Consider the following 19,513-nt stretch of genomic DNA (forward strand, 5'->3'; position numbering starts at 1 on the left):
TGAAGACTAAGTGCTTTGTTTTATTACCAAAGTCTAAATATTTTTCTCAAGAAAATGTTTTACTGCGGAACCTTTTTTTAATGAAGTATTAAAATTTAACTCATATTAAATCTCAAACGTATCGGCAAAAACCATCCCTAATAGAATCTATATAAAATAAATTTAGGTGTTTAATTTAAAGGAATTAGAGCGCCTAAAAGAATAGATAACAAATTTGATGTCAACCAAATCTGATTCATTAAAAGGAAAGCTTACAGAAAATTTTTCCGAATTTTCTCAACTATCTGACTATTCTTTTATGAATTCTCTTAAAGCAGATCCTCAATCAACAAAAGATGGAAATGATCATAAGCCGCGTTCAGTATATTCAGGTCATTACGTACCAGTTGTTCCAACTGCTATTCCAGAACCAGAATATATTTCCCATAGCAACAAACTTTTTAAAGAACTAAGGCTAAGCTCAAATCTTACTAAAGACCAGAATTTTTGTCGTTTTTTCTCAGGTGATATTTCTGTTGCTAATTATCCAATGAGTTCTGTTGGTTGGGCAACAGGTTATGCATTATCTATTTACGGGACTGAATATACCCAACAATGTCCCTATGGCACTGGCAATGGTTATGGCGATGGCAGAGCAATTTCTGTTTTTGAAGGTTTATTCAATGGTAAAAGAATGGAAATGCAACTTAAAGGAGGAGGTCCAACTCCCTACTGTCGTGGAGCAGATGGTAGAGCTGTCTTAAGGTCTAGCGTTCGAGAATTTCTCGCACAGGAATTAATGGATGCCTTGGGAATCCCTACCTCAAGATCTTTAACACTTTATGTCTCACGTTCAGAAATAGTTAGAAGACCGTGGTATTCCAAAGGGTCCAGATATTTTGAACCTGATATCATGATTGATAATCAAGCAGCAATTACTACGAGAGTCGCTCCATCTTTTTTACGTGTAGGCCAGATTGAACTTTTTGCAAGAAGAGTTCGCGATAATGCGCATGATGAGGCCCTCAATGAACTAAAGATGATAGTTCAACATCTAATTGATAGAAATTATAAAGATGAAATTGAATATGAGATTTCGATTCAAAGTAAAGTAATAAAACTGGCTTCTTTATACAGATCAAGACTTATATCACTTATAGCCAACTGGATGAGAGTTGGTTATTGCCAGGGTAATTTCAATAGTGATAATTGTGCTGCTGGAGGTTATACCTTGGATTATGGCCCCTTTGGATTCTGTGAATTATTTGATCCAAGATTTCAACCATGGACAGGTGGAGGTGAACATTTCTCATTTTTTAACCAGCCTTCTGCAGCGGCAATCAACTTTAAAACATTCTGTTCCTCTCTTAGTCCGTTAATTTCACAAAGGAAACAAGATCAAGAAAAGTTAGATCAAATCGAAAAAGACTTTTCTGAATTAATGAATAAGGAATTGATGAAAATGTGGGCAAACAAGCTTGGTTTAGAACATTACAACGAAACTCTAATAAATGAATTTTTTAATCTCATGGTTATTTCAAAAGCAGACTATACAATTTTGTTCCGTAAACTCTCTGAAATCCCTGATAACTTAGATTCTTTAAAAGATTGTTTCTATTTACCAATTAATGACGAGCTCAATAATAGGTGGGAAGTATGGCTTGAAAACTGGCAAACAGTGTTGAAGAAAGAGGGAAATATTAAAGCAAAATCGGCATCAATGAAATCCCTTAATCCAGTCTATACTTGGCGCGAATGGATGGTCGTTCCTGCATATGAAGAAGCTGAAAAGGGAAATTATAAGAAAATAAAAGAGTTACAGGATATCTTTAGCAATCCATATGTAGAACAACCCGCAGAAATAGATCAAAAATATAATCGACTAAAGCCAAGCCAGTATTTTAACTATGGAGGAGTATCTCATTACAGTTGTTCTTCGTAAAAGGTAAATCCTAAAAATGCAGATTGAATAACTTAGAGAAAATTTTATTCATTTATGGCCGTAGGCATTCCAACTACTGATACAACTCCCACATGAAGTATGGCCGCCTTCTTTCCAACATTTTTCACATAGTGGGTGCCCCCATTATTACTCTCTATAAATGCATCACCCGCTTTAAAGAAATTAATTTCTTCACCCCTAACATGTTTTAATCTTCCTCTGGTGACATGAATCAACATTGGGGAAGGATGAGTATGAATTGGAGTTTTCAAGCCAACTGGAATCTTGACTTTTAAGAGTCTTAATTCAGGCTTACCCTCGAGATAATTAAAATTTTTACCACTAAGTCCTTTTGAACTTTGAATAATAGGTATAACTTCAATCTTTTCTTCAGCAAGAGAAGGTTGTGGCAAAGCTAAAGTCCCAATAAAAAGGAAACAAAATGGAATAAATGTTTTTATTTGCATTAGATATTTAAGTTTCACTAATAATAGGTAGTTTGCACAAATAATAAACTAATTTATTTCTTATATAACTTTTCTAATTGCTTAATTTCCTCTCTTAAATCCTTACCTCTCTTATTTAATTTATTATTTTTAATAACTATTGGGATAATCCACCAGGCTTGAAGACCTAAAAAGATAAATACTAGGATCAATAATTCAAAAGTACCAGGCTGCATTTGATAAATAACCCTTCATTGTTAATAACATTATTCTAAAAGTTATTAAACATTCATGAGATTTGGAATTTTTCTAGGCTGCCTCTAATTCAATATTAAGTTCAATTCCCTTTGAAATAATTGCTTCTTTAAATTCAATAAGTTTAGAAATTATTCTTTGCTTCTCAGGATCAGTTTTGTGGATATCATCTACAACTTCCTGCATTGCAAGTGTTACTTTTTGTAGTTTGATTTCTAGATCTTCCCTGTAATTCATAAGCTTAAAGAAATTATCTTATTTATTAAAAAACAAAATAATTATTAGTAAATAAGTACTTAACCTTAAAAGGATTGACAGCAAAACAGGGAGGATATAATTTATAGTACAAACGTATCAATAATTAACTAGCCGATTATAAGATAAATTATGGAGCCTAAGTACTCATTTGGTTGTAGCACTAGCAAACCCAACGGATGTCTACTAAATCCCGAAGGCAGCAGAATGATCTTTTTCGAAGAATGCAAAAATTCTCCTAAACCTAATTTAAAAATTCATACTCATCTTTTCTACACAAATCACCTTGGAGAACCAGGAGGGTACAAATCCTCTGAAAAACTCAACATAAATTCAGCTTGGAAAAAGTGGCACGAACTTCACCGAAAAGGATGGACAGAAGTATCGCACAATTACGGATAAGGGATCCCTCCAATAAAAAGTATTTTTGTTTATTTGAAAACTTTCAATCCTATTCATGTACAACTACAAATTAAATCAGGGTTTGAAAACAATGTAATCGTAGATACCAACTGCTTTTTTATTAATTGATTATAAATTAAGAACACGAGTTAACCCGTTCCAATTTGTTGACTCTGAGGTTTTAACCGTTGACTCCTTATCTACTTCTAGTTTTGACTCGCTAGATTCAAGATTCAAAAACGGTATTTATATAACTTAAATCATGGAAAAAAAAATCGCAAAGAAATACGCCGATCTTATAGTCCAGGCTAATAATTCAACTGGCAGAAAAGAATCTTTTTCATTAATTAAACAAGCAACAAAATTAAAAACCAAACTTGATCAATACGAAATGATGTAGTTTCTTAATTATCGATAGGAGTTTCAAGATGAGGTAGAAACTAGCTCCTTTTTTTTTATCTTGCTATACAAATACTAAGAGATGATTTAACTTCTCTGCTTTAATAAATTATCGTGGAATTAACTGAGCTAATTAAGGATTACGTTGCTACAGAATTATTATCAAGTATTGAAATTGACTTTCTAGAAGGAGAATTATGGGAAACTACTCAACATATTGCAGAAATAAATACAGTCATAAAAGCTCCAAAAAATATATGTAAGAAATTAGGACTAGATGAAAATTCTTGTTGGCAATTATGTTGTGCAGCCGTTCTTGACTCCTCAAGACCATTAAAGAATGGACAAAAAAGAGTTGATGACTTTAAAAAATTAATTAATCGATATGAAATTAACTACATATAAACCAAAAGACTCAATGATACGTTTACTTATTGCATCAATTCTTTTTTTTATTCCACTAGGAGGTTTTGCTGATGAAAAGCAAAGAGAAATTGAGAATGAAGCTTTAAATCTTGTTATTAAAAAATATGGAAAAGGCTTAGAAAATAGTTTAAAAGGAACGCGAGTAACTCCCAGTTATCGAAGTTGGTATGAAAATGATTGTTTTGTAAGTATTGCAGCAGGTACTTACCAAGAAGATACTTGGTCGGCAATGAAGTGGTTTAGCGTTAATGTCTGTTCTGAATCAGCTGAAATAATGGAAAGTGAATGAAGGGAATAAGACGCCTATTAGTTCTTCAGCATTTAGAAATAGAAGGGCCAGGTCTTTTTGAACAATTTGCTAAAGAAAGAGATTTAAAAATAGAAATTATTCGTTTAGATAACAAAAATGCTCTACCGCAAACAAAAAAAGGTGACTTAATTTTAATTATGGGTGGGCCAATGGGAGTTAAAGATATTGGAAGCGAAAGATATCCATGGCTTAAGTTAGAAAGAGATTTTATAAAAAAAGAATTAGAAAATGAGAGACCTATAATCGGTGTTTGCTTAGGTGCTCAGTTGCTTGCGAATGCGGCTGGAGGAGATGTAGAAATTCTTAAATGTGGATCACCTCCAAAAGCATTACCAGAAATTGGATGGTCTCAAATTTTTACTAATAAATCAAATAAAGACTTTAAAGCACTGTTTGAAGAACCTTTTCATGTACTGCATTGGCATGGAGATAGGATTTTATTACCTGATAAAGCAGTACTCATTGCTAGTAGTGCGCGTTGTAAGGAACAGTTTTTTAGGATTGGTAATTTTGCTTACGGATTACAATTCCATATAGAGACGACGGGGAGAATGATAAATAACTGGATTAAAGAAGATAAAGAGTTTGTCCTTGAGGGATTAGGATCAAATGGTCAGGAAATTTTAAAAGAAGAGAATAAAAAATATATTGATAAAACTTTTTTAAAAAGAAAGCTTCTAATAAGTAGATTATTTGAATTATTAGATAATTAAAAAGGGAATAATTAATCATCCAGTAAAAAAGGGCTTGATAAAGCCCTGAAAAAAATTTAAAAAGGATTTTTACTAGAAAATTCCTGGAAGAATTTGACCAGTAAAATAATAAGCTCCTACAAGAGCAAACATTCCAAGCATTGCGGCTTTACCATTAAGCTTTTCAGCTTTTTCGGTCATGATTTTTTTTGCGAATTCCATAATAAAGTGAAATAGTTTATATCTAAAAACTAATTATTCAAATTTCAGAATGATGTAGTTTTTTCTACCAAATTGATATCTTTCTAAAGATTTATAAATTAATAATTAAAAACCGCATTGAACTCTTAAAATCTTGCGAACCAATCTGTAAAGCGTAGCGAGCCCAGAAAACAACTATTCAACAAAATATGTAACGTCTATGCTACAATAATGTAATAAATATCTTCAATACAACTTAATTTCGGCTTAATACTTTACATTTGTTAATAGTAGTGTTACATTAATTAACAATTATACAACTTCAATGGCTAATTCAAACGTTACTACTGAATCAGGCGGCAGGCAGAACATGTTTCCTACTGAGACACGTCCTTACATAGATGAGTCTGTTTCTTACGACAGCTACCCACAAAATGCAGAAAAAGTTAACGGTCGTTGGGCAATGATTGGCCTTGTTGCCTTAGTAGGTGCTTACGTTTCAACCGGACAAATTATTCCTGGCATTTTTTAATGAGTCCACTTACAGGTTTCTTAGCCGTAATTGTATTCTTTACAGCCATCCTCGTTGCTTATTTAACCAAGCAATTCCAAAACGAAAATTTAAACTATTCATCTTCTAATCAAATGAAAAACACAAACACAAAAGTCAAAATAATCGAAAAAGAAAAAGTTGTTGCTGAAACTCTTAACGGCAGATTCGCAATGCTTGGATTAATTGCTGCTGTTGGAGCATACCTAACAACAGGTCAAATAATTCCTGGTTTCGTTTAAAAACCTACTATTTAACATTTCTACAAATCAGAAAAATGGAAAATTCAAAACCAACTTATTGGCAAAACGCCGAGAGAACTAATGGAAGAATGGCAATGATGGGCTTATTTGCATTAGTTGTAAATTATGGCTTATTCGGCTGGATAATCCCAGGAATTTTTTAAAATGAATTTAGGCTTACTTTTTCTTAAAGTAAATACTTTGGGAGTTATAACTCTTTCTGAACTTGATTGGATAACTAACCATCAATCTGAATTTTCAAGGTTAGATATGGCTTTAGTTATTAAGATCGGCCGTCTTATGGATTCTAGAGTAATAGAAATTGATAATAGATTGCCTGTTTAATTTTAATTTAAAAAAATGATCGTCATGAGTGTTTGTCAATAGGGATACTGACAAACACTTTTTTATGAGTAAAAATATTTGTAAAAAAAGAGATTGTTTCTTAGCTAAAAACAATCTCTCAATTACCTAATTCTTACATGAAAATTTCAAGTAAGCTTTCAGATCTTAACTGATTTGTTTTTATAGTAAATCCGTAAAAATGCTTTTGTAATTTATCTTTTTAAACCACCTCTTTTTATCCAAAGGAACCATGTAACCCAAATAGGAGGGAGGAATCTTATTAAAAAAGAAATTTTATACATATAAAATGGGGCATTTTCACTTTGAAATAAATTCATCAAAAAGGAAGATATAGTTACCCAAAGTAAAATTATTAATATATTTGCTCCCAACAAAGCGAACTTATTTTGTTTGAATATTTTTGGCATAAGTTTTTTTTTATTATTAATTTTAAATAACCTTGGGAAGTAAATTATACATTTTCAAAAAAACTTTAAATTTAAAATCCATATCCAAATAAAAAAAATACTAAATTTTAATCCCTCTCCAAATAATATTCCGAAAGTAATAGGAGGCGAAAATATTAAAAAAAGAATAGAGAATAAACTAAATAAAGCAAATGATCCTCTTAAAAAATAATTCTTTCTTTTTGTTCTTCTTAGATTTTTTAAGGTATTCCACTCCCATTGAATAATCCTGTAGAACTTTTCTGATAATAAAAATAAATACTTCATTAATATTATTAATTTCTATCGGCTTTTCTTATTTATAAAATTAATTTCACCTGTTAGCAATAAACCTTATCCCCTTCTTCAGAAAGATAGTAAATTTTATTTTCTGAACTTACGAAGAAAGTTAATCCCTTATATTGTGATCTTTTAAATTTATCTAATCTAAGTTTGTGTAAATCCCAATTATCAGTACTTATGTCAGGATTAAATTCTTGTTCTTTTAAGAAAGGTACATAAGTAGGACTAATTGTTGTTTTTCTGTCTAAAAATTTTTTTCGCTTTGAATAAAAAAACGAGAGAAATAAAACTACTAAAAAAACAATAAGAAAAAAAAGAATTAATAATATATTTGTCATTGTCAATTTTTCTAATTTGAAAAACTTTATTTGAGAATCAAGAACTTTTCACAATAAATTTCTTAGTAAGTAAAAAATCCTATTTTTATATTCTTGTATTTTTGAATACTTATCAAGGGGTTACCTAAATCAGATTATAAAATGAGTCGCATTTTCAACATGACTCAAAATTCCATGAATACTCCTTATGCAAAAAGAGTAGCTGAAAAATTTAGAGAGGCTCAAAACTATTTAAAAACTAATGGTTTTAGTAGATCAACTAAACATTTATTAAAAGATATTGAAAGTACCTTTGAGAAATAATAGTTAATTTATTGATTATCTTTTTTAGAATGATGATTATATTAGATCTTTCAAAAAGATAGCTAGTTTTAATAGCTTTGATAAGAAAACTTTTGCCCTCCAATACTTGCTTCATACATTAAGCCACCCTTAGAAAATGTGAAAACTGCTGCCCCATTACTATAGTCTGCAGAAGCATTTGCTCCTCCTGTAATCAATGCTGCGCTAGCTGATGCATCAAATTCAAAATTACCTTTAGTAAATCTATTTAGATCGCTTTTGTTTTGAAAAAAGATTATTTGGCTAAAAGCTTGAGCCCCTAACTGAAACCCAATAGAAAGTTGAGTCAAACTAGCAGAACCGATAACCTTGTGCTTTTCAAATACCTCACCATTTCCTCTGGCTCCTCCTATCCCAATACCAACTTTACCCACATTAGGAAAGACCGCATATCCCACAGCTTCTTTAAAATATGGTTTTAATCTTTTTATTTTCTTGAATTTTTTTAAAGCATCTATTGTTTTAAAATTAGCTTTTCTTTCTAAATCTGAATTTTTTTTGATTTTCCATCCTATTAATAATAAATCATTTGTATTAGAAAAATATAATTTAGGATTAGCCTTTATAGGTTGATGAGAAAAGCAAAAGATTGAATAAAAAATGACTGAAGCCAGTATATTAAATAGTTTCATAAATTTAGGCCGCTAACCCTTCTTCATTATCAAAGTAATGGCTTTTAATCATTCCTTGAGCATCCAAACCATCAACAATCTTTCTTGATACAAAATCAAAATCATCTGAACCTGAAGGGTCAAAAAGATCTGCCAAAATCGTTGCGACTAAAAAATCGTCAAAACTTGAGGCTTTTTTAAGCATTAAATATTAAAGAAATTATTAACCCACTTTTATCTTATTTTTAGAAAATAAGAAAGGGCTTCCTAGATAAAAACTTTAAAAATTCAACATTAGATTTATAAATAAAAACTTGATAAATTAGAATAACTTAAATTTAAACTTTATGAAGTTATTTCTTGTATCCATGCTGATATTCAGTCTTTTTGATCCTATATTCTCAGAAGAAAATAAAAAATATAAAAAGGAAGATTTTGAAAAAATTAAAATAATGAAAATCGAATACTTAAATAAAAAACTAATTTGTGTAAATAATTCTCAGAATTTTAGACAATTAAAGAAATGTTGGAAAAAGAAGAAACAAAAAATTAATTAGTATTTATAGGATCTATATCTTCTAAACCCTTTTTTAATTCTTCTACTAATTTTGATTTACCTACAGCTATTAATTTTAATGTGTCTTGATACATTTTGGTTTGTAAATCTGCAGCGTTAATCCCTGCTACTAATTGTTTAACTGATTCAGGCAATGAATCCATATAATAATCTGAACCTTCAAATTTCAATTTTCTTTTTTGTTCAGTAGCTCCAGAATCTGTCATTATTTAGTTAGTATTTTTCTAAAGATTATTATAACTAATTTGAATTGAGTTAATAATGTCATTAAATCTGCAAATTTCTATTCAAATTAAAGAGCTTTTTAATTAATGCATTGTCATAAAATAGAAAAAAATAATGGTTTCACATTAATAGAATTAGTAATAGTAATAGGAGTATTGGGAATACTTTCAATAATTGCTATACCATCTTTCTTAACTGTTATTGAAAAGACTGCAGATAGAGTTGTTAGGACTAGTCTTTTGCAATCTTTTAAAGAATGTCAAATAGATATCATTAGTGATGAAAAAGTTCCAACTTTCAAGCTAGATATGGGAACTGTTAGAAGAAATGGCTTTTATACATTTTACCAACAATATGATTACATTCCAAGAAAAGATGGATCGATACCTCCAACTAAACTTGGGAACTGTATTGGACCTTTAGGACCTCATAGATTAGGGGTAAGAAAAGTAAAAGGTAAAAATAAAAATGGAGAGCTATGGATAAATTTAAGTACCGGAGAAAGAACTGTGAAAGGACAATTAAAGTGGGATTAATTTAAAAAGATAAGTTGTAATTTTTTCAAAAACATCTTTGACTTTAAATAGAAACTTTTACTTGTTCTTGAGTATCTAATTCGGGTTCTTCATAAAAAGAAGCTAATAATTGATTATTTAAATCTTCAAATATAGGTTGTTTTTCATAATCAATATCACTGCCTCCTAAGGTATCCAAATTATTAAGCTCATATCCAGAATCTAAAGATATTCTCTCGAAGGAATCAAATTCTTGATTTCCTAAGATCAATTCATCTTCGAAGAATGAATCATTTTCTTGAATATTCTCTAAATCTTCTGATGTAAAAATTGCTTGAACAAATTCTCTTGTTACTCCATCAGTACCTTCATAAGAACCTTTGGCATTTATCGTATTACCCTCTATTTCATCATCCATAATCTCAGCTAACAGTGAAATGGATTCGATTCCAACTTCATTTAAAGTTGAAAGTTCCCCAGAGTTAGAAATTCCATTAGAGTTAAGATCTTGCCATATCATTACTTGTTCAAATAATTCATCTTGATAGTTAATTAAATCATCGTTATTAGAATCAATACTATTTAATGAATCTAATGAAGAAATAAATGCCCCAGAATTAAAGTGTTCTGAAAATACTTCTGACATATCATTTATAAATCCATCATTATTTATATCCATAACAAGTAATCCATCATCAGGAGCAGTCCATCCTGTAATCTCTAAATCACCATCAACATCAACATCAAATAAAACTTTTTCTTTTGTACTTATTAGTTCAATACCATCATTATCAAGATCAAATATTAGAGGGTCATTACCATCACAGTTATTCTCATACCAAGCGATAGTATCATCATTCGCAGAAGCAGAAATGATATCTAAATCTCCATCTCCGTCTATATCTGCTATTGTTACTGCTCTGGCGCCATCAGCACTTGTTGCTATATCAGTAGCAGTCCAAGCTGGATCTGCTGCTCCATTATTCTCATACCACGCAATTGTATCGTCATTGAATGATGCGGATATAATATCTAAATCTCCATCTCCATCCATATCTGCAGCTTTAACTGACCATGCTCCATCAGCACTTGTTGCTATATCTGCTGCTGTAAATGTTGGATTTGCGGCGCCATCATTTTCATACCAGGCAATGGTGTCATCATTTTCAGAAGATGAAAGAATATCCATATCTCCGTCTCCATCCATATCAGCCACATAAAGACTTGTCGCATGATCTGCACTTGTTGCTATATCAGCTGCTGTAAATGTTGGATTTGCAGCCCCATCATTTTCATACCAAGCAATGGTGTCATCTAATTGAGAAGCAGAAACAATATCTAAATCGCCATCACCATCCATATCTGCGATATGAACTCCCAAAGCATAATCTGCATTTGTAGCTATATCAGCCGCTGTGAAACTTGGGTCAGCTGCTCCATTATTTTCATACCAGGCAATGGTGTCATCATTGATAGAAGCAGATACGATATCTAGATCGCCATCACCATCTAAATCTGCCACGTAAACATCATGAGCTCCGTCAGCACTTGTTGCTAATATTTCATTACTAAAAGTAGGATTTGCAGCCCCGTCATTCTCTAACCAACCAACAACATCATTACCACTTCCAGCTCCAACAATATCTAAATCACCATCGCCATCTAAATCTACAATATGAATATTTCTAGCTTCTGTAGCACTAGTGTAAATATTTGCTGCTGTAAATGTTGGATTTGCTGCTCCATCATTTTCATACCAGGCAATTGTGTCATCCAACGGAGAAGCTGAAACTATATCCAAATCTCCATCTCCATCCATATCTGCAACTTTTACATCTTGTGCACCGTCAGCACTTGTTGCTATGTCTGAAGCGGTGAAAGTTAAAGCATCATCATCAGTGATTGTTAATCTTGCTGTAGTTACATAGTTATTAGAATCTGATAATCCATCAGTTGGCGAGACAAAAGCATTTGAAGGCCTGGTGAATTTTACAGTTACAACTTCTTCTGCTTCTGAAATTGAATCTGCAAGAACTGGAATGGTAAATGTTCCTGACGTAGCCCCTGCAGAAATTTTTAAAGTACCAGAAGTTGATGTGTAATCAGATCCCGCTGTAGCTGTTTGATCAACATTATGCAAAGCAATTTTATGATCATTGTGAGAGCTTGAAACAACATCTAAATAACCATCATTATCAACATCTCCTATTGCGATGTTATGAGGCTTATCAAATTCACTTGAAAAAAGATTCTGACCACTCCATGATGGATCAGCTGCTCCATTATTAAGCCAATAAGAAATCGAATCAGCATCTTGGGCTGTCACCATAACATCTAAATCGCCATCTTTATCTAGATCTAAAACTTCAATATCTCTTGCTCCATCAATCGATGTTGCAATATTTGCAGCAGACCATGTTGGATCTGCTGCTCCATTATTCTCATACCAGCGAACAGTATCATCAGTAAATGATGCGATAACAATATCCATATCTCCATCAGCATCCATATCATCAACATGAATTCCATGAGCACCTGAAACATTGGTTGCGATATTTGTTGCTGCGAAAGAAGGATCTGCTGCTCCGTTATTTTCATACCAGGCAACTGTACTATCATTTACTGATGTTGAGATAATATCTAGATCACCATCACTATCCATATCTGCGATGAATACCTCATGAGGATTATCCGCACTCGTTGCAATTACAGTTGTTGCAAAAGTAGGATCTGCTGCTCCATTATTTTCAAACCAAGTAATTTCATCGTCATTACCAGAAGCAGAAATTATATCTAAATCTCCATCTCCATCTATGTCTCCGACATGAATATCATTTGCTCCATCTGTACCTGTACTAATTACTGTTTTAGTGAATGAAGGATTAGCAGCTCCGTCATTTTCATACCAAGCAATGCTATCTCCGTAATACATCGCACCAACAAAATCAAGATCTCCATCTCCATCTATATCTGCGATATGTATTCCTTTTGCACCATCAGCGGAGGTATCTATGCTTGCTTGCGACCAAGAGCTACCATTATTTTCTAACCATCCAAACGTATCATTAGTTAAACCTGCATAAACAATATCTAGATCTCCATCTCCATCCATATCACCAAGTTGTACTTCTTCTGCATTAGTTACATTGCTAACAAGTGTTTCCCCTGTAAATGTTGTGCTTGTAGTATCAATAGTTTCATAATTTAAAGTTATATCCCTAGGTGATGCATTAGATAGATTCACAGTAAATGTTGCATTAGCTGCATTTTCATTAGAAGTAGTTACATCTGCGATTGATAAAACATGATTTTGTGCGGGACCAAGATTCTCATACCAAACGATAGTGTCGTCATTGTGAGATGCAGAAGCCGCATCAATATCTCCATCACCATCAATATCTGCAAAAAATACATTTTCCGCACCATTAGGGAGAGAAGTAGTTTTATCTATTAATGTCCAAGTTGGATTGGCTGCCCCATCACTTGAATACCAGGCAACTAAATCAGTTGCTCCAGCACCATTTAATCCATCATTACCAGTAATTCCAATATCTAAATCTCCGTCAAAATCAACGTCTGCAACATCTAATCCAATTGGAGTATCAAAGCTTGTAATAATATCTGAGGCAGTAAATGTAGGATCTGCTGCTCCATTACTCTTAAATAAAACAACCTTATCTCCAATAGCTGCAGAAGCAAGAATATCTATATCTCCATCGGCATCCATATCCTCTGCATAAACATGATATGCACCATCAATATTGGTTGCTATATCCGCTGCAGTAAATGTAGGATTTGCTGCTCCATTATTTTCATACCAGGCAATAGTATCGTCGTTATAAGAAGAAGAAAGAATATCTATATCTCCATCTTTATCAAGGTCAATCAAGAAAACAGAAGTTGCTCCATCTGCATTAGTAGCTATATTTGCAGCTGCCCATGATGGATTAGACGCACCATCATTTTCATACCAGGCAATAGTGTCATCCAAAGATGAGGCAGAGACAATATCTAAGTCTCCATCACCATCCATATCAGCCACTTGTACGTCTTGTGCTCCATCTGCACTTGTGGCAATTACAGCTTTAGTAAATGTCGGATCTGCAGCACCATTGTTTTCATACCATGCAATGCTGTCATCATTTTCTGAGGCAGAAAGAATATCTAAATCTCCATCACCATCCATATCTGCAACAGTGATTTCTCTTACATGATCAGCATTGGTAGCAATAGTTGCCGCAGTAAAGGATGGATTAACGTTGCCATCATTTTCAAACCATCTAATAGTGTCATCATGAATAGAGCTGGCGACGATATCCATATCACCATCACTATCCATATCTGCTACATGGACGTCATAAGCACCATCTGCACTTGTGGAAATTATTGATTCTGTAAATGAAATTCCATCATCATCACTTATAAGAAGAACTCCACTACTGTCTCCAAGAGTTGCATTGGTGGGATTAGACAAAACAAGTTGAACTGACTCCTGCTGATTTTCTGTAATTTGATCTTCTTTTATTGCAACGGTGAATGTTTTTAATGTTTCTCCAGGACTAAAGGTTACGCTTCCACTTGTTGCTGTATAGTCATCGTCAACCTGAGCCATTACAGCAGTATCGTTATTACTAGCTACATCTGATTCATACCAAGTTATTCCTCCTGAACTAGCAGCTGAAAGGAAATCTATATCACCATCATTATCTAAGTCTCCGGATGCAACTTCATAAAACCCTTTGTTAGATATATCTATATCTCTTGCAGTCCAGCCAGGATTGGGGGCACCATCATTTTCATACCAGGCTACCTTTGTTGTCCCAGCTGTAACGGCAGAAATTATATCTAGATCGCCATCATTATCAACATCATCAACATGGACACCAACCCCGTAAATAATGTGTTGACTTGTAGGCGAAGTATCTGGATATCCAACTATTGATTGAGCTGTCCAACTAGGATTTGCAGCTCCATCATTCTCATACCAAACAACAGGATTACGATCATAATCAGCAGCAACAATATCTAAATCACCATCTCCATCTATATCTGCCAAATGGACATCCGTTTTACCTCCACTTCCGTCTAAAGAATTGACGATATCTGAGGAAGTAAAGCTTGGATTTGCTGCTCCATCATTTTCATACCAGGCTATTGCCCCATCTGTACGACTAGCAGAAACAATATCTAAATCTCCATCATTATCAACATCTCCTATAAATACTTCCCTTGCTTCATCTGCATTAGTAGCAATTATTGATGTTGTAAATGTTGGATTTGCTGCTCCATCATTTTCATACCAAGCAATTTTATCGTCATTGTTAGATGCTGAAATAATATCTAAATCTCCATCACCATCTATATCCGCAATGTAAACATCATGAGCATAATCTGCACTTGTAGTAATAACTGTTGTAGAAAAAGATGGATTTGCTGCTCCATCATTTTCATACCATCTAATAGTGTCAGTATGTTCATATGCAGCAACAATATCTAAGTCTCCATCACTATCAATATCGGCTACGTGTACGGCACTTTCATTACCTACTACCCCACGATCTGAGAAGGATGGATTTGCTGCTCCGTCATTTTCATACCATCCGCCTGATGAAATAATATCTAAATCGCCATCTCCATCTAAATCAGCAAGTACTATATCTTTAGCTGAATCATTACTTATTGCAGATGCTGTAAAAGTTGGGAATGAATCAGTTGCAGTTGTAGCGTAATCAACAGTTATAGTTTTTGCAGATGCAGCAGATAATCTTATATCTACTGTTGCATTAGCATTTTGTTCTTGTACTCCATATTGATCAGAACCGTTAATGTTATTGAAACTTAAAGTTGGGGCTGCATCATCATCAGTAATAGTTAATGTCGCTGTTGAATCACTAATACTTGCATTAGATGCATTGGATAAAGTTATCGTTGCAGTCTCATTAACTTCATCAAGTGAATCAGCTAAAACTGGAACATTAAATGTTCCTGATGTTGCTCCCGCAGAAATAGTTAATGTTCCAGATGTTGCTGTGTAGTCAGATCCTGCTGTCGCTGTTCCATTTGATGTTGCATAATCAAGAGTTATATCTTGACTAGATGCATTGGAAAGGCTCACTGTAAATGTTGCATTGGATGCATTCTCATTTGACGTGGTTAAATCTGCAATTGTAATACTCGGAGTTGCATCGTCATCAGTGATAGTTAATGTAGCTGTTGAATCACTGATACTTGCATTAGTGGGATTAGTTAAGGTTATATTTACCGTTTCATTATTTTCATCGAGTGAGTCGGCAAGAACTGGTACATTAAATGTGCCAGAGGTTGCTCCTGCAGATATTGTTAATGTTCCTGATGTTGCCGTATAGTCTGCTCCCGCCGTTGCTGTTCCATTAGAGGTTGCATAAGCAACAGTGACATCTTCATCAGTAGTTTGATTTAAACTTACAGTTATTGATGCATTGGCGGCATTTTCATTAGAAGTCGTTACATCACTTATAGAAATTCTTGTAGCACCGACATTTTCATACCAAGCTATTGTGTCATCAATATAAGAAGAAGAAACAATATCAAGATCTCCGTCTCCATCTAAGTCAGCAACGAATACACTATTAGCATTGTCAGCATTAGTAGCTATATCAACAGCAGTAAAGCTTGGATCATTTGCGCCATCATTTATGTACCATGCAATAGTATCATCGTTAATTGATGCAGAGGCAACATCCAAATCTCCATCACCATCTATATCTGCAGCAAACACACTACCAGCACCATCTGCGCTTGTAGCAATTACTCTCTTAGTCCAACTGGGATTAGCAGCGCCATCACTTTCATACCAAGCTATTGTGTCATCCAGTTCAGATGCTGAAATAATATCCATATCACCATCACCATCTAAATCAACGAGGAAGATATCATTTGCACCATCTGCATTAGTTACAATATCTGCAGAAGTCCAAGATGGATTTGCCGCACCATCATTTTCATACCAGGCAATTGTGTCATCTAAATAAGAGGCAGAAACTATATCCATATCTCCATCTCCATCCATATCTGCAACATAAACATCATGCGCACCGTCTGCGCTTGTAGCTATATCTGCAGAAGCCCAAGAAGGATTAGCCGCTCCATTATTTTCATACCAAGCTATTGTGTCATCAAAATAGGAACCAGAAACTATATCTAAATCCCCATCTCCATCCATATCAGCTACAAATACTCGTTGTGCTCCATTAGCACTGGTTGCTATATCTGCAGCTGTCCAACTAGGATCTGCTGCTCCGTTATTTTCATACCAGGCAATTGTGCTGTCTTCTCTAGAGGCAGAAACTATATCTAAATCTCCATCGCCATCAATATCTGCAACGTGTACATCTTCTGCTCCATTAGCACTGGTTGCGACTACAGACTTAGTAAATGTTGGATTTGCAGATCCATTATTTTCATACCAGGCAATTGTGTCATCTTCGATTGATGCAGAAACTATATCTAAATCCCCATCTCCATCCATATCAGCTACATAAACATTTTCAGCTCCATTAGCATTTGTAACTATATCTCTTGCTATAAAACCAATTTGGTCATTGGCATTAATAGAGATTTTGGCAGATTCATTAGTTAAAGTGGCATTAGTCGGGTTAGTAAGACTTAAAGTAAAATCTTCTATATTTTCAGGTAATTTATCGTTTGTAATTGGGATAATTATTGTTGCTGTTGTCGTACCAGGTTCAAAAGTTAATACTCCACTTACTGAGCTATAGTCTTCTCCACTTTGTGCAATCCTATTAGCAGGAATATTATTTGATGTTCCCAAATTTTCATACCAAGCAATAGTATCGTCCTTGAATGAAGCAGAAACCCCATCTAAATCTCCATCTCCATCTAAATCTGCAGTAAATATACTCTCAACTCCATTTTTTGGATTAATTGTACTTTCGACAAATGTCCAACTTGGAGATGAAGCTCCATCACTAGAGAACCATGCAACCTTATCTGCAGAAGTTGCAGCAAGAAGTCCATCATGTGCTGCAATACCAATGTCTAAATCTCCATCTCCATCAATATCATTTACATCTACAGCGAATGGCTTTATAGAAGTAATAATATCTGAGGCATTGAATGTAGGATTTGCTGCTCCATTGTTTTTCAATAAAACAACTTTATCTTCAAGGATAGAAGCTGCCAGAATATCAATATCTCCATCCGCATCCATATCTTGTGCATAAACAAAATATGCACCATCAATATTGGTGGCAATATCTGCTGCTGTAAATGTTGGATTTGCTGCTCCATCATTTTCATACCAGGCAATTGTGTCATCGTGATAAGAAGAGGAAAGAATATCAATATCTCCATCACTATCTAAGTCAACTAAGAAAACTGAAGTTGCACCATCTGCACTTGTAGCAATATCTGCCGCAGTAAATGATGGATTTGCTGCTCCATCATTTTCATACCAGGCAATTGTGTCATCAAGAGGCGATGCAGAAATAATATCTAAATCTCCATCTCCATCAATATCCGCAAGTTTTACATCATGCGCTCCATCTGCATTTGTGGCAATATCTGCTGCTGTAAATGTTGGATTTGCTGCTCCATCATTTTCATACCAGGCAATTGTGTCATCGTCTGCAGAGGCAGAAACAATGTCTAAATCTCCATCTCCATCAATATCAACAACAGTAATCCCTCTTGCCCCGTCTGCGGTTGTTGCTATTACTGCAGAAGTAAAAGATGGATTTTCATTGCCATTGTTTTCAAACCATCTAATAGTGTCATCATTCATAGAACTGGCGATAATATCCATATCACCGTCTCTATCAATATCAGCCACATGAACGTCATAGGCTCCATCAACACTTGTGGTGATTATTGATTCGGCAAAATTTAATTGATTATTAGACGTCGTATATTCAACAGTAACTGTGTTTGTTGTTTCCTCTGAAAGCGTAACCGTCAAAGCAAGATTGCCATCACTTTCTGAGACGACAACATCTTGAATTGATATGGCAGGAATAATTGGTTTCTTTACTTGTTCCTTGGGAAGAAAAACAAAATTTTCTTCAATTGAAGTCTCAAAAGATTCCTCAATTGATATATCTATCGAACTTGAGGAAAAAGAAGTTTCAGCAAAGAATCCAGTATCCGGATTAAAGACTAAGTTATAATAGTTTCTCTCTGAGTATGAAAAATCAATATCCCGATCAAAAGATAATTTTTCATCCCTTGTATAAAATAAATCTGATTCTTCGCTACTTATAAATAAAGTTTCCTGATTAGAAAAATCTAAAGATTCTGAGTAAGAGATATCAAGATCTATATCATAAATTATTGTTTGTGTGTAATATCCGGTAAGTGCATCATATGAAAAATTTTCAAAAATATTATCGCCATAAGAAAAATTTATGTCTCTATCAAAAGAGAGTGATGATTTAGAGTCAAATAGTATATTAGTTAAGCTTTGTTCTCCTGTGAGAGGATCTTGGGAAGGTTGTGAGATAAATATTGTTGTATCTGTATCTATATCAAGAGATTCTGAATAATCTAGATTAATATCTAAACTTGAAAAATTAGTCTCAGAGAATGAACCAGTAAAAGGAGAATAGTAAGATTGATTAAACTCTATTAAATCTAAATCAAATTCTAAATCAGATGAATATTTAGTATTAAAACTAGATTCCACAAAAACTGTTCCTTCGCTATCAAATGTATTTTG

General features: G+C 33.7%; 20 protein-coding genes and 1 pseudogene. 12 read left to right on the forward strand and 9 right to left on the reverse strand.

The window, feature by feature from the left end; genetic code table 11:
* The first annotated feature begins 217 nt into the window (after positions 1-217).
* Positions 218-1,921, forward strand: coding sequence for a protein adenylyltransferase SelO family protein (locus HA143_RS06485; protein WP_209084769.1), 1,704 nt, complete (start codon positions 218-220; stop codon positions 1,919-1,921).
* 44 nt (positions 1,922-1,965) lie between these two features.
* Here HA143_RS06485 and HA143_RS06490 read toward each other — a convergent pair whose 3' ends face one another.
* The 3 genes from HA143_RS06490 to HA143_RS06500 form a co-directional block, all read right to left on the reverse strand.
* Positions 1,966-2,388, reverse strand: a complete 423-nt coding sequence (locus HA143_RS06490) for a cupin domain-containing protein (RefSeq protein WP_209084771.1) — start codon at positions 2,386-2,388, stop codon at positions 1,966-1,968.
* Positions 2,389-2,441: 53 nt separating this feature from the next.
* Positions 2,442-2,603, reverse strand: coding sequence for a hypothetical protein (locus HA143_RS06495; RefSeq protein WP_179852273.1), 162 nt, complete (start codon positions 2,601-2,603; stop codon positions 2,442-2,444).
* Positions 2,604-2,676: 73 nt separating this feature from the next.
* Positions 2,677-2,859 carry a hypothetical protein gene (locus HA143_RS06500; RefSeq protein ID WP_011863245.1) on the reverse strand — a complete coding sequence of 61 codons (183 nt, stop codon included), beginning with the start codon at positions 2,857-2,859 and terminating at the stop codon, positions 2,677-2,679.
* A gap of 150 nt (positions 2,860-3,009) precedes the next feature.
* On the opposite strand from HA143_RS06500, the gene HA143_RS06505 reads away from it, so the two are divergent.
* The 5 genes from HA143_RS06505 to HA143_RS06525 all read left to right on the forward strand — a co-directional run bounded on the left by HA143_RS06505 (position 3,010) and on the right by HA143_RS06525 (position 5,127).
* Positions 3,010-3,279, forward strand: coding sequence for a DUF1651 domain-containing protein (locus HA143_RS06505; protein ID WP_209084779.1), 270 nt, complete (start codon positions 3,010-3,012; stop codon positions 3,277-3,279).
* A 262-nt stretch (positions 3,280-3,541) separates the two neighbouring features.
* Entirely contained in the window at positions 3,542-3,679 is a 138-nt protein-coding gene (locus HA143_RS06510; protein WP_209084781.1) for a hypothetical protein, read from the forward strand.
* Between the two features lie 113 nt (positions 3,680-3,792).
* Positions 3,793-4,083 (forward strand): inward rectifier potassium channel, encoded by a 291-nt coding sequence (locus HA143_RS06515; RefSeq protein WP_209084784.1) that lies wholly within the window; start codon positions 3,793-3,795, stop codon positions 4,081-4,083.
* A complete protein-coding gene (locus tag HA143_RS06520) occupies positions 4,064-4,393 on the forward strand; it encodes a heat-labile enterotoxin alpha chain (protein WP_245210906.1) in 330 nt (109 codons plus the stop codon). Before HA143_RS06515 ends, HA143_RS06520 begins: the two co-directional genes overlap by 20 nt.
* Positions 4,390-5,127 carry a type 1 glutamine amidotransferase gene (locus HA143_RS06525; RefSeq protein ID WP_209084786.1) on the forward strand — a complete coding sequence of 246 codons (738 nt, stop codon included), beginning with the start codon at positions 4,390-4,392 and terminating at the stop codon, positions 5,125-5,127. The genes HA143_RS06520 and HA143_RS06525 overlap by 4 nt, the downstream gene beginning before the upstream one ends.
* Before the next feature lie 72 nt (positions 5,128-5,199).
* On the opposite strand, the gene HA143_RS06530 is transcribed toward HA143_RS06525, so the two are convergent.
* A complete protein-coding gene (locus tag HA143_RS06530; RefSeq protein ID WP_011863249.1) occupies positions 5,200-5,328 on the reverse strand; it encodes a high light inducible protein in 129 nt (42 codons plus the stop codon).
* 304 nt (positions 5,329-5,632) lie between these two features.
* Here HA143_RS06530 and HA143_RS06535 point away from each other — a divergent pair, with 304 nt between their 5' ends.
* The 4 genes and pseudogenes from HA143_RS06535 (at position 5,633) to HA143_RS06550 (ending at position 6,444) form a co-directional block, all read left to right on the forward strand.
* Positions 5,633-5,839, forward strand: coding sequence for a high light inducible protein (locus tag HA143_RS06535; protein WP_011376777.1), 207 nt, complete (start codon positions 5,633-5,635; stop codon positions 5,837-5,839).
* Positions 5,839-6,099, forward strand: coding sequence for a chlorophyll a/b-binding protein (locus HA143_RS06540; RefSeq protein ID WP_209084788.1), 261 nt, complete (start codon positions 5,839-5,841; stop codon positions 6,097-6,099). The genes HA143_RS06535 and HA143_RS06540 overlap by 1 nt, the downstream gene beginning before the upstream one ends.
* A gap of 53 nt (positions 6,100-6,152) precedes the next feature.
* Positions 6,153-6,263 (forward strand): annotated as a pseudogene (locus HA143_RS06545) (chlorophyll a/b-binding protein); the annotation flags it as partial.
* Position 6,264: 1 nt separating this feature from the next.
* Positions 6,265-6,444 carry a hypothetical protein gene (locus HA143_RS06550; RefSeq protein ID WP_209084790.1) on the forward strand — a complete coding sequence of 60 codons (180 nt, stop codon included), beginning with the start codon at positions 6,265-6,267 and terminating at the stop codon, positions 6,442-6,444.
* Between the two features lie 787 nt (positions 6,445-7,231).
* Here HA143_RS06550 and HA143_RS06555 read toward each other — a convergent pair.
* Entirely contained in the window at positions 7,232-7,531 is a 300-nt protein-coding gene (locus HA143_RS06555) for a cytochrome B (protein ID WP_209084792.1), read from the reverse strand.
* A 141-nt stretch (positions 7,532-7,672) separates the two neighbouring features.
* On the opposite strand from HA143_RS06555, the gene HA143_RS06560 reads away from it, so the two are divergent.
* A complete protein-coding gene (locus HA143_RS06560; RefSeq protein ID WP_209086668.1) occupies positions 7,673-7,834 on the forward strand; it encodes a hypothetical protein in 162 nt (53 codons plus the stop codon).
* Between the two features lie 68 nt (positions 7,835-7,902).
* Here the strand turns inward: HA143_RS06560 and HA143_RS06565 are convergent, their stop codons facing one another.
* The 3 genes from HA143_RS06565 to HA143_RS06575 all read right to left on the reverse strand — a co-directional run bounded on the left by HA143_RS06565 (position 7,903) and on the right by HA143_RS06575 (position 9,267).
* Positions 7,903-8,505 (reverse strand): YSC84-related protein, encoded by a 603-nt coding sequence (locus HA143_RS06565; protein ID WP_209084794.1) that lies wholly within the window; start codon positions 8,503-8,505, stop codon positions 7,903-7,905.
* A 4-nt stretch (positions 8,506-8,509) separates the two neighbouring features.
* The gene (locus tag HA143_RS06570; protein WP_209084796.1) at positions 8,510-8,689 is read right to left on the reverse strand and encodes a hypothetical protein; all 180 of its coding nucleotides are present in this window, start codon (positions 8,687-8,689) and stop codon (positions 8,510-8,512) included.
* A 344-nt stretch (positions 8,690-9,033) separates the two neighbouring features.
* Positions 9,034-9,267: a DUF6447 family protein gene (locus tag HA143_RS06575; RefSeq protein WP_209084798.1), complete on the reverse strand. Its 234-nt coding sequence runs from the start codon at positions 9,265-9,267 to the stop codon at positions 9,034-9,036.
* Between the two features lie 105 nt (positions 9,268-9,372).
* On the opposite strand from HA143_RS06575, the gene HA143_RS09845 reads away from it, so the two are divergent.
* Positions 9,373-9,822: a type IV pilin protein gene (locus HA143_RS09845; RefSeq protein ID WP_209084806.1), complete on the forward strand. Its 450-nt coding sequence runs from the start codon at positions 9,373-9,375 to the stop codon at positions 9,820-9,822.
* A gap of 43 nt (positions 9,823-9,865) precedes the next feature.
* Here HA143_RS09845 and HA143_RS06585 read toward each other — a convergent pair whose 3' ends face one another.
* Positions 9,866-19,480: an FG-GAP-like repeat-containing protein gene (locus HA143_RS06585; RefSeq protein WP_209084809.1), complete on the reverse strand. Its 9,615-nt coding sequence runs from the start codon at positions 19,478-19,480 to the stop codon at positions 9,866-9,868.
* Between the last annotated feature and the right edge of the window lie 33 nt (positions 19,481-19,513).

This window comes from Prochlorococcus marinus CUG1415 (assembly GCF_017696015.1).
Lineage (GTDB): Bacteria > Cyanobacteriota > Cyanobacteriia > PCC-6307 > Cyanobiaceae > Prochlorococcus_A > Prochlorococcus_A marinus_AE.